The following is a 7,292-nucleotide window of genomic DNA, read 5'->3' as shown; positions in this document are numbered from 1 at the left end:
TGATTGTCCTTTTCTTGCCATAAAAAAATCCCCTCCAGATAAAACAGTATTGAGTCCATCATATCAGATGGACTCTTTTTTTACTGTCTACCTATAGGGGATAATACCAACCCTCTCTTATGTATATCCTCTATTTTTAATCAATCACAATTTCATGTATATTTAGTTTGTTTAATTTTTCATTATAGAAACTCATTACTTTTTGAGCATGTTGAGCCATTAATCCATCTTGGACAGTAAGTGCTTCAAAATACGGATAACGAATGTCTGTAACATAACCATTCAGCTTCACGTATTGTTCTAAAATCAATGAGAACTCCTCAACTAATTTACGACAAGATTTGTGCAGCAGTGAACTACCCGCCACTTAACGCCCTAACGGACTGTTTGAAGTGGGGGCTTCTCGGTTAGTCGTTACTTTTGGTAGCTAACGAATTCGTCCTAAGACAGCCGAGCTCACTCCCTTGTTCCAAGGGTTATTTTATTGCTATCTATGCTAACGCCAATAGGCGTATTGCTTCATTTTTGATATTGATAGCTGCGTTATAATCTCTATCGAGATTTACACCGCATATACAAGAATAGACTCGCTCAGACAATGACATATTTTTCACATTTCCACAACTGCTACATGTTTTTGTGGAAGGAAACCATTTGTCTATTTTCACAAGCTGTTTGCCTTGTTCATGTAGTTTATAAGCTAAGAAAGAAGTGAACATACCCCAAGCATTATCAGCGACGCTTTTTCCAAAATGAAGTGCTTGCGATATTCCCTTCATATTTAGAGCTTCAATAGCTACAACATCAAAATGAGTAGCTAACTCTTTAGACTTATGATGAAGGAAGTTCTTACGTTGGTTTGCTACTTTTTCATGCAGCTTAGCTACACGGATACGTTGTTTATTCCAACGCCCTGAACCTTTTGTACGTCTTGATAATACTCGTTGAGCCTTTGCTAATCGGTCTAACATTTCACGATAGAACTTAGGATAATTCGCTCTCTCATCCTCAGAACTGACGTATAATTGATCCATCGCAAAGTCTAATCCAACAACTGTTTCTACTTCTTTTTGTACGATCTCTTTTTCGTATTCAGTCAAAATGGACACATAGTATTTACCAGTAGGTGTCATAGAAATCGTACATGACTTGATTATATGGCCTTGTGGTATTTCTCTATGCTGTTTGATACGTACCATTTTCAGTTTTGGCAATTTGATATGACCGTTAAGCAACATAATATTTCCGTTCACTACATTCGTTGTATAAGACTTTCTGTCTTTTTTGCTTTTGAATGTTGGGAAGTCATTTTGACCACGAAAGAAATTTTTATAGGCAGTTTGCAAGTTTAGTTGAGCATTTGCCAAAGCTAATGAATCAACTTCTTTTAGCCATTCAAATTCTGCTTTGTATTTTGCAGGAGTGGGAAGCTTTTGTTTCTTTAGTTGATTCTTATCATCTTTATGTTTTTCATACGCTTCTTTCCGTTCAGCTAACATTCTGTTATACACGAAACGTACACAACCGAAAGTTTTACGCATAAGATGTGCTTGGTCTTCTGTTGGATACAAACGGAATTTATATGCTTTATTCTGCTTTGTCATATCATTTCACCTCACTTTTCACTTTGATTTTCAATATATGTTTTTACTACGTCTATTGGCGAACGACCAGTAGTTAGCAAGCAAAAACTTCTTGACCAAAACATCTCTTTCCAAATTTTCTTTTTCACTTGTGGAAAGTCTCTTTTAATAAGTCGAGAACTTGCACTTTTATAAGCATTGATGAATTTTGTCATTTCTGTATTAGGGTGTGCCTTGAACAAAATATGAACGTGGTCTACATCATGATTCCATTCAACTAACGTGATGTTATAGTTTTCAGATAGTCGAACAAACATATCTTTTGCATAGTCTGACATATCATCATCAAACACATTTCTTCTGTATTTCACGACCAACACAAGGTGATAATATAACAAGAATACTGAATGGTTATTACTATCTAATTTCATTTATATACCAGCCCTTATAATTTATAAGACTGATTATATCAGAGGCAAAATAAAAAGGAAAACCTTTTGGCTACGCCAAACCGAAATTCATCTCCCACCTACCGTTGGGCTACGCCCTTCACACGCTTGAGGAAGGAGAATTCTTTCCGGAAATTCGTTAAAAGGTTATGAGTTTTAGGGGCTGTTCTACCGTTTAGTGTAAGAAATCCTTTTAGAGGTTTCCCAACACATTGTTGACTATGGTAACAAATAACTGAGGCAGGGAAAGGTTTCATGTGAGCTAAGTACCTAGCAGAATCTAAATTAGATTTTGCAATGAATAGCCACTCTTCTAGATCCTCAGTATTTTTCATATAAAACTTGCCCCCCTAGTGCAATTTTGTATTCCATGGTTACATTACGGTTAGCACGTTCTTGAAACTCTTCAGGTCCATATACTAAAATATCAACTGGTGTTTCCATCACATCGTAAATACCCCAATTGATAAGATTAATCACTTCTCTTTTTCTTGATCCTACACCATCCACAATAATACAAAGATCAAAATCACTATCTTTATTTGGTGTGCCATAAGCATGAGAGCCAAAAAGGATAATTTTTTGGACAGAAGATACGGTTTCACAAATTTTTTGTACTAATAGGTTTAGCTCCCTTTGTACTTCCTCGTTAATCCAAATCACCCCTCGGAAAATAGAATTATATTGACGTTTAAGTATATTATACATGCGCTTCTCTTCTCCTTACTATTACATATTTATTTTCATATTGTGCCCTTGTTTCCCAACGTCCTCCAATGCTTAATAACATTTGTAAACCTTCTTGAAGTCTTGTTAGAACCCATCATCACAGATATCTTATTCCTTAACTTGGTGAAGGACGAAAGTCCAAAGGTAAGTGAAAGTTAAATTAGGGGTTACTTGTAATAGAATGGTTTGTTCCTCTGTAGTTGTATATGAAGCAATGTTCTGTATGTAAATACCTCTAAATACCACCTTTCCAGTGGTCTTTAGAGGTACTTTGCAATTTAAGTTTTTTAGAAAGCTGTTGTTTTTAATAATAGTACCTTGGAGGTAGTGGCTGTGGATTAAGTTTTACAAAAGTACAAGGAGGTAGTGGTTGCGGGTTGAGCTGTACAAAATTATCCCATGACCCATATGGAATATACTGCATAGGATTTGGTGTAAATGATGTATATACCTGTAGATGACAACACGGAACTATATGCATTAATATTTCATCTCCTTCAAAATAATAATTCGTTCATGACAATTTATGTATTTTAGATTTAAGTAAAGTAGTAATACTGCCTAATTTTTAAAAATAGTTAAATCCAATTTACTAGAACAAAAATACATTCATGCAATGAGTATATAATTGGGTAAGAGGGGATATTTTATGGGATTTGAACCAAAAGAAACAGTCTTATAAATTGCTGAAGCGGATAATAACTGCTTAACTAAAACATACTTTGATCCAGGCTGGATTGTATTCAACAGTAGTACTGGGGATAAAAGTGATGTTCTTATATCTAACATTATTGGTACAGTTATGCTAAATTCTGATAAGGGTAATCAAATTAGTTTATCATGCATCCTAAATAACAACATGACCCTCTTGGGGAAGCAGTGTGGAATACGGTTTTTCAGATTCTTTATTTAACTAAAGATGGAGGGTTCCTTACTGAATGGCGGGATATTGTATCACCTGATTGTAGCTTAAAGAATTATCCTGTCAAGCACACGTAGCCTATTCCACGCAATATTATGATGATTTTGGGCAAATTCGTACTTTTATTAATATCTCCTCAACAACTTGGTATCCTTACCCTAGGTAACAAAAATTATTATTCAGATTATAAGAAGAAAGGGTGTCTCAATTTTAAATTATTGGCTTTTATCGCTAACAATTTAATAAACTGTTACCTAAAAAGAAACTCTAGGTTAGCTAATAATGTGTATAGGGTGCAGTTTCTATTTCATTTACAATAATCATTATACATGCTCCTCTGCAGTGTAATAAAAAAGACATTGAACAAATACGTCCAATGTCTTTCCCCCCCCTTATATACTTGTCTTGTTTATCTTGTATTTATATACCAAGCAACTGCTTCTTTTTGGCGTTAAACTCATCTTCTGTAATAACACCCATATCGCACAGCTCTTTGAACTTCTTTAATTCGTCTGCTGTTGATATTGGAGCAGATACTGCTTGTGGTTGAGCTTCATTAGGTTTGCTTTTTAAAGCATCTAGAACTTGATGGATATGATTATTAATGGATTTCGCTGAATCTTTATCTAACGCAACTTTGATCTTTTCTTGCGGAGTATCAATTGTTAGGAAGCCAAACCACATTCCTGTTTCAAAAGATATATCATTTATCTTTTCATGATCTACTGCTTTGAATTTTTCACCAGTCATTGTTTTTTGTCCGAACATAATGCGTTTATTAGTTATAGCGTAGGCATAATTACCATCATGCTTTGTTGAAGATTGATAATCATGCATTCCGATATAAGTCATATGAATTTTTTCGCCATTCATCAAGTTATCTTCTAGTACCTTGAAGTGTTTTACACCCCACTTTTCATTAAAGCCAGAACCGAATTTATTATCTATACAGAATTGATACATTCCTTCAGCGCATGACAATGGATCCACAGCAAGTTTTGCTACCTTTGCATCGATTGTAGCTTTCAATTCTTCGATAGTGTCCGTACTTACACTTACAACACCCAAGCCACCTGCTTTATGAAAGCAATCTGGGCATAGCCATGCATCAGATTTTAGTATTTTATAATGATTTAAACCAACCTTTGTATCACAAATACCACATACTGCCTTTTAAAAAAAACCATAATTCTTCCTCCAGTTATATATATCGAATAGTAGCAAACAAACCTAACATTCTACTAAATATTATAATTTATAAATATAAGTATAACACACCTAAAACACTATAGGATGCCAAGCAAAGCCTTAACCATTTGTTTCTCTATAGTTTAAAAGGAAAAAAGACATTGAAACCAACTGTTCAATGTCTTTTTTCTTTTTAAATGTTTGTATACTCAAAGTATAATTTTTCTGGTTTTCCATACATGTTAATTTCATTTTGATATACGACAGCTAATGGCTGAGACATCTCAATGCTTTCCACATAGGATAATGAAGCAGTTGCTTCTATTTTTTCTTTAATCTCATTAGGAATGGCTGAGTAAGATAAGTTATTCATTTTACTTCCTAGTTTAGTATCTGTAGCAGCTTCATAATATATTTCGGTAATTAAGACTTCATTATCATCTGGATCATACATGTATCCTCGATTAACTGTAATCATATTATATAACTCCTCTCAAGTTTCATATTCTAATTCCTTGTGCTTTTAGCATTGCAACAAGTACTTTACATATTTAGATTCCCTTGTTCTTCTCTTTCGAATGCCAGTATGAATTGATTCTTATTACCTTACCTAATAGTTAAATTTTGGAATTTACAATAATATAAAGGTTTGATTTTATAGATAGTAAGTTCATAACATTTAACGTGTTAATTAATTTTTCTTTTGAAAGTTTTAAATGATTTCCCCTATTGATAATGTTGGCTTATCTAAAGTAATTGCATGTTCATATTTCATCATAAATATCCTCTTTTCTAAATAAAAAGCACGAAATATGTGCGTTTTATCCATATTTTTTTTATGCTATACTCTGTAAAAATTCATATAATCTCTCCCCTAAATTAAACAAAAAGCACAAAATTTGTGCTTTCTCATTTAGCATATTTTTAGTCCTAAAGGTTTATGTATAAGTGATTCCTAACTTGAAGACAACACAAAAAGGACTTCTTCAAGTCGATTAAAATGTGCATAGCAAAATAAGCTATATATACACTAATCGGCTCAAAGAAGCCCTTTCATAATTGAAACAAAAATATAACTTGTTTCTAAAACTCAACCACAACACATAGGGCGTGGGAATAGACGGAATCAATTAAACAATAAATATAGATTTATATTAAACCATTTTTATATTATATTCAATTGTTTTCAATAGAACAGGGATAAGAAGGAAGTTTATATGCAGATCCCACATGTATTGTATAATAATGCCCCTGATTCCCCTGCTATAAATCCCCTCTTATATTCAGGCCCTGGTGTTACTTCATGTACTGTATTTCAAAATATAGTTTTTCGGGCTTTTGATTTTGAACTAAATAACAAAGTATTTCCTTAATATTTTTTTCTTCTACTTCAACATTTTCCATATAGGTCATACTTTCGTTTTCCTGGACCTTTTCAAAAATAGCAATAGGTACTTTAACTGGCTCAAATATCCCCATTTTACTGCCTAACTTTTTTTCTGATGTACCATCATAGAAAATTTCATTTACTATTACCTCATTATTATCAGGATCGTACATGTACCCTCTTTGTATACGTAGCAATATAGTACTCCTTTCTTGTATATTCCTCCAATGAAATAACTATATTTGTATATAATGTTATTTTATTAACAGGTGTCAAAGAATATTATTTCGCAAAATCCTTGCTTTGTATAGAGGTAGATACAGGATTATTAATTTTGTTAAGTTTTTTTGAATATTCCAAGCTAAGTATAAAATAAACAAACCACCCTTGAAGCGAAAGCTTGTAAGGTGGCTTAGTTTTCTATAAATAGCTTTGTATCTAATTGTTTGATCTCCCCTTCTGCAAGAGGTTGATAAAAAGCGTGTTGTAATCCTTGAAAATGTAAAGATTCCCCTATGCATAACAATACTTTACCAGGAATTAAATCAAGTAATAGTTCATTATTAATTTGCTTTGCTTGTTTTTTAGTAGAAACATAAATAACTAAGATTGTAGGGTTATTCCCTAAGTCCTGTATAATAACATCTTTTCCTGACTCTACAAAAGTCTGCCATCTAGCAATTATTCGTTTTAATCGATCCTTTTGATCAGATAATAAGGTGGAGTATACAACAAAGTTAAATTTACGTTCTTTTCCTCCATTTACTATAAAACTTAAAGAAGGGGTAAAAACCCCTTTACTAATAGATGGATGCATAATATGACCTAAAAATGAAGGAGCGTAGCGTAAATGACAAAGTAGGTCTATGTCATGCCAATAACGCAGGTGAACATATTTACCATGATTGTCAAGACGCTCTGGGGCAAAGAAGAACATATTTCCTTGCCAGTATTTTAGTAGTTTAAATCCATTATTGGATAAGGTATATGTTTCTTCAAAGATTTCTATATCAAAAATTTCTACTTGCCATTTT

At 33.1% G+C, this 7,292-nt stretch carries 7 protein-coding genes and 2 pseudogenes; all 9 read right to left on the bottom strand.

Annotated features, from left to right (window positions below):
* Nucleotides 1–136: 136 nt before the first annotated feature.
* Nucleotides 137–352 (bottom strand): annotated as a pseudogene (locus MR143_RS32515) (HEPN domain-containing protein); the annotation flags it as partial.
* A gap of 139 nt (nt 353–491) precedes the next feature.
* Nucleotides 492–1,604: a transposase gene (locus MR143_RS32510; protein WP_242281295.1), complete on the bottom strand. Its 1,113-nt coding sequence runs from the start codon at nt 1,602–1,604 to the stop codon at nt 492–494.
* Nucleotides 1,605–1,615: 11 nt separating this feature from the next.
* Nucleotides 1,616–2,014 carry an IS200/IS605 family transposase gene (gene tnpA, locus MR143_RS32505; RefSeq protein ID WP_000762745.1) on the bottom strand — a complete coding sequence of 133 codons (399 nt, stop codon included), beginning with the start codon at nt 2,012–2,014 and terminating at the stop codon, nt 1,616–1,618.
* 158 nt (nt 2,015–2,172) lie between these two features.
* Nucleotides 2,173–2,367 (bottom strand): annotated as a pseudogene (locus MR143_RS32500) (HEPN domain-containing protein); the annotation flags it as partial.
* A complete protein-coding gene (locus MR143_RS32495; protein WP_000282363.1) occupies nt 2,354–2,740 on the bottom strand; it encodes a nucleotidyltransferase domain-containing protein in 387 nt (128 codons plus the stop codon). The pseudogene MR143_RS32500 and the gene MR143_RS32495, both read right to left, overlap by 14 nt.
* A 1,363-nt stretch (nt 2,741–4,103) precedes the next feature.
* Nucleotides 4,104–4,751, bottom strand: a complete 648-nt coding sequence (locus MR143_RS32490; protein WP_374267850.1) for a PH domain-containing protein — start codon at nt 4,749–4,751, stop codon at nt 4,104–4,106.
* 313 nt (nt 4,752–5,064) lie between these two features.
* Entirely contained in the window at nt 5,065–5,349 is a 285-nt protein-coding gene (locus MR143_RS32485; RefSeq protein WP_000633813.1) for a hypothetical protein, read from the bottom strand.
* 818 nt (nt 5,350–6,167) lie between these two features.
* Entirely contained in the window at nt 6,168–6,455 is a 288-nt protein-coding gene (locus MR143_RS32480; RefSeq protein ID WP_002164669.1) for a hypothetical protein, read from the bottom strand.
* A 215-nt stretch (nt 6,456–6,670) separates the two neighbouring features.
* A partial coding sequence (locus MR143_RS32475; protein ID WP_242281294.1) for a hypothetical protein occupies nt 6,671–7,292 on the bottom strand: 622 nt, incomplete at its 5' end.

It is taken from the genome of Bacillus cereus group sp. BfR-BA-01347, assembly GCF_022663835.1.
Taxonomy (GTDB): Bacteria; Bacillota; Bacilli; order Bacillales; family Bacillaceae_G; genus Bacillus_A; species Bacillus_A thuringiensis_K.
This window is presented reverse-complemented; position numbering and strand designations above follow the sequence as displayed.